General features: G+C 72.1%; 4 protein-coding genes. 2 read left to right on the top strand and 2 right to left on the bottom strand.

Features of this window, described 5'->3' with window-relative positions:
- Positions 1-9 precede the first annotated feature (9 nt).
- Both IR155_RS15550 and IR155_RS15555 read right to left on the bottom strand, forming a co-directional pair.
- Positions 10-645 (bottom strand): metal-dependent transcriptional regulator, encoded by a 636-nt coding sequence (locus tag IR155_RS15550; protein ID WP_135115692.1) that lies wholly within the window; start codon positions 643-645, stop codon positions 10-12.
- Positions 646-676: 31 nt separating this feature from the next.
- The gene (locus IR155_RS15555; protein WP_135115693.1) at positions 677-1,954 is read right to left on the bottom strand and encodes an Nramp family divalent metal transporter; all 1,278 of its coding nucleotides are present in this window, start codon (positions 1,952-1,954) and stop codon (positions 677-679) included.
- Positions 1,955-2,046: 92 nt separating this feature from the next.
- On the opposite strand from IR155_RS15555, the gene IR155_RS15560 reads away from it, so the two are divergent.
- Both IR155_RS15560 and IR155_RS15565 read left to right on the top strand, forming a co-directional pair.
- Positions 2,047-2,655, top strand: coding sequence for a TrmH family RNA methyltransferase (locus tag IR155_RS15560; RefSeq protein WP_135115694.1), 609 nt, complete (start codon positions 2,047-2,049; stop codon positions 2,653-2,655).
- A 67-nt stretch (positions 2,656-2,722) separates the two neighbouring features.
- Positions 2,723-2,914: hypothetical protein (locus tag IR155_RS15565; protein WP_209306791.1), on the top strand; the 192-nt coding region annotated here is incomplete at its 3' end.

Below are 2,914 nucleotides of genomic sequence, written 5' to 3' on the forward strand. Positions count from 1 at the left end.
CCGACACCCTCAGGCGCTGAGCCAGATCACCTCCGCCGCCCCCGACGGCAGCTCGACGTTCTCACCGGCGATGTCGAGTCCGCGCGCGGTGACGCGCACATCCTGTCCCACGGCGATCCCGGCGGCCTCGATGAGCCGCAGCAGTCCCGGGTCGCGGTCGCTGACGCGCAGGATCCGTCCGGCGTGGCCCTCGTGCGCCTCCGCGAGCAGCACGAACCGCACCCGCTCGACGAGCCCGGCGGCATCCGGAATCGGATCGCCGTGCGGATCGAACCTCGGACGCCCCAGCCGCTCGTCGATCTTCTCGAGCAGGCGGTCGCTGATCGTGTGCTCGAGCACCTCTGCCTCCTCGTGCACCTCGTCCCAGGCGTAGCCGTACTCCTCGACGAGCCAGGTCTCGATCAGCCGGTGCCGCCGCACCATCTCGAGCGCGCGCCGCTCGCCCTCCGGCGTCAGTCGCACGGCCCGGTACGGCTCGTGCGCGACGAACCCCAGCGCGCTGAGCTTCTTGACCATCTCGGTCACGCTGGACGGGGCGATCCCGAGCTTGGCGGCGAGCACCGACGGCGTGATGGGCGCGTCCTGCCACTCGGTGTGGGCGTACACCGTCTTGAGGTAGTCGTCGATCGCGGGCGAGTGCGGCACCCCTCCAGGCTAGGGCGTGCCCCGTGGCGGCCTACGCCCCGGTCGCCACCAGCCACAGCAGCAGGGCGTTCAGCGTGATGAGGAACGCGGCGGCGACGGCACCGAGGGCGGTCGTCACGACGCGGTTGCGGTGCTCGCCGAGGGTGCGTCGCTGGGCGGTGAGCACGACGAGCGGCACGAGGGCGAACGGGATGCCGAACGACAGCACGACCTGGCTCAGCACGAGCGCGAGCGTGGGGTCGAAGCCCACGCCCAGGATGGCGAGGGCCGGGACCAGCGTGATGAGGCGCCGCGCGATCAGCGGGATCCGCACCCGCAGCAGCCCCTGTATGATCTCGGCGCCGGCGTAGGCGCCCACCGAGGTCGAGGCGAGGCCGCTGGCGAGCAGGCCCACGGCGAAGAGAGTCGCGATCGCGGGGCCGAGGCCGGCGGCGATCGCCGCGTGCGCTCCCTCGAGGCTGTCGGTGCCGGCGACGCCCGGCAGGTTCGCCGCGGCGAGCAGCAGGATGGCGAGGTTCACCGACCCGGCGACGGCGAGCGCGATGGTGACATCCCACTTCGTCGCGCGGAGGATCCGGGTGACGCTCACCCCTCCCTCGCGAAGTGATCCGTCGCCCTGCACGAGGTGCGCGGATCCGCGCGGGGCGAACCGATCCCGCGCGAGCGCCGAGTGGGCGTAGATCGCGTGGGGCATGACCGTCGCCCCCAGGATCGACGCGGTGAGCAGGACGGATCCGCTGTCCGTGAACCGCGGCACGAGCCCCGCGAGCACCGATCCGCCGTCGGGCGGGCCGACGAACACGCCGACGGCGAAGCCGATCGCGATGATGATCAGCAGTCCCATGATCACGAACTCGAACGGCTTCGCGCCCCGGGTCGACTGCACGACGAGCAGCGCGAGCGACACGGCCCCGGTGATGAGGCCGCCCCACAGCAGCGGCACGCCGAACAGCAGGTTGAGCGCCACCGCGCCGCCGATCACCTCGGCGATGTCGGTGGCCATCGCGACGAGCTCGGCCTGCAGCCAGTACGCGCGCCGCCCCCAGCGGTTGCGGATGCGCCTCCCCAGCACCTCGGGCAGGCTCTCGCCCGTGACGACGCCGAGCTTGGCCGACAGGTATTGGATGAGCCACGCCATCGCGTTGCCGATCACCACGACCCAGACCAGCAGGTAGCCGTAGCGCGCCCCGGCCGTCATGTTGCTGGCGACGTTGCCGGGATCGAGGTAGGCGACGCCCGCCACGAGTGCCGGGCCGAGCAGCCACGCGACCCGCGGGGGGCGCGTCATCCGGGTCTCCGTCGTCGTCATGCCGACAGTGTGCCAGAGATTTAGGCGCACCGAAAACTGCCGACGGGTAACCTTCTCGAGTGACGGATCCGACCCCCGAGACCCACGCCCCGATGGACGAAGTGCGCGGCCACGGCGTCGGCCCGTGGGAGGGCGATCCGCCCGAGGACCCCGTCTACGACCCCGAGCTGCTCGCGCACGGCGACACCCGCAACGTCATCGACCGCTACCGGTACTGGCGCATGGAGGCGATCGTCGCCGACCTCGACGCGCGGCGGCATCCGTTCCATGTCGCGATCGAGAACTGGCAGCACGACATGAACATCGGATCGATCGTGCGCAGCGCCAACGCGTTCCTCGCCGACACCGTCCACATCATCGGGCGCCGCCGCTGGAACCGCCGCGGGGCGATGGTGACCGACCGATACCAGCACGTCGTGCACCACGAGGATGTCGCGGCGTTCGCCGCGTGGGCGCGCGCGGAGGGCATCCCGATCCTGGCCGTCGACAACGTGGGGGAGGCGGTGCCGGTCGACCGTGCCGAGCTGCCCGAGCGGTGCGTCCTGCTGTTCGGTCAGGAGGGGCCGGGGCTGTCGGATGAGGCGCTCGCCGCGGCATCCGGGCACATCGAGATCACCCAGTACGGCTCGACCCGCTCGATCAACGCCTCGGCCGCGGCGGCTGTTGTGATGTACGAGTGGTGCCGGCGCCACGCCGGCTGAGTCAGGATCGCCCGGACTGCCGCCTCACAGCAGCGAGTCGACCACGCTGCCGACGACGGATGTCGAGGTGGGGGTCGGTGCGGGCTCCGTCGGCGTCGGGGTCGTCGTCACCGAGGCCTTGGTGGGCGCCACCGTGGTCGACGTCGTCGGGGCCGGAGCGGGAGCGCTCGTCGAGGTGCTCGGGCTCGGTGCGGGCGAGCTCGGGGTCGGCTCGGACGTCGCGGGCGGCGTTGTGGGCGCCGGTGCCGGGGTGGTGGGT

Source organism: Microbacterium paludicola (genome assembly GCF_015235415.1).
Lineage (GTDB): Bacteria > Actinomycetota > Actinomycetes > Actinomycetales > Microbacteriaceae > Microbacterium > Microbacterium paludicola.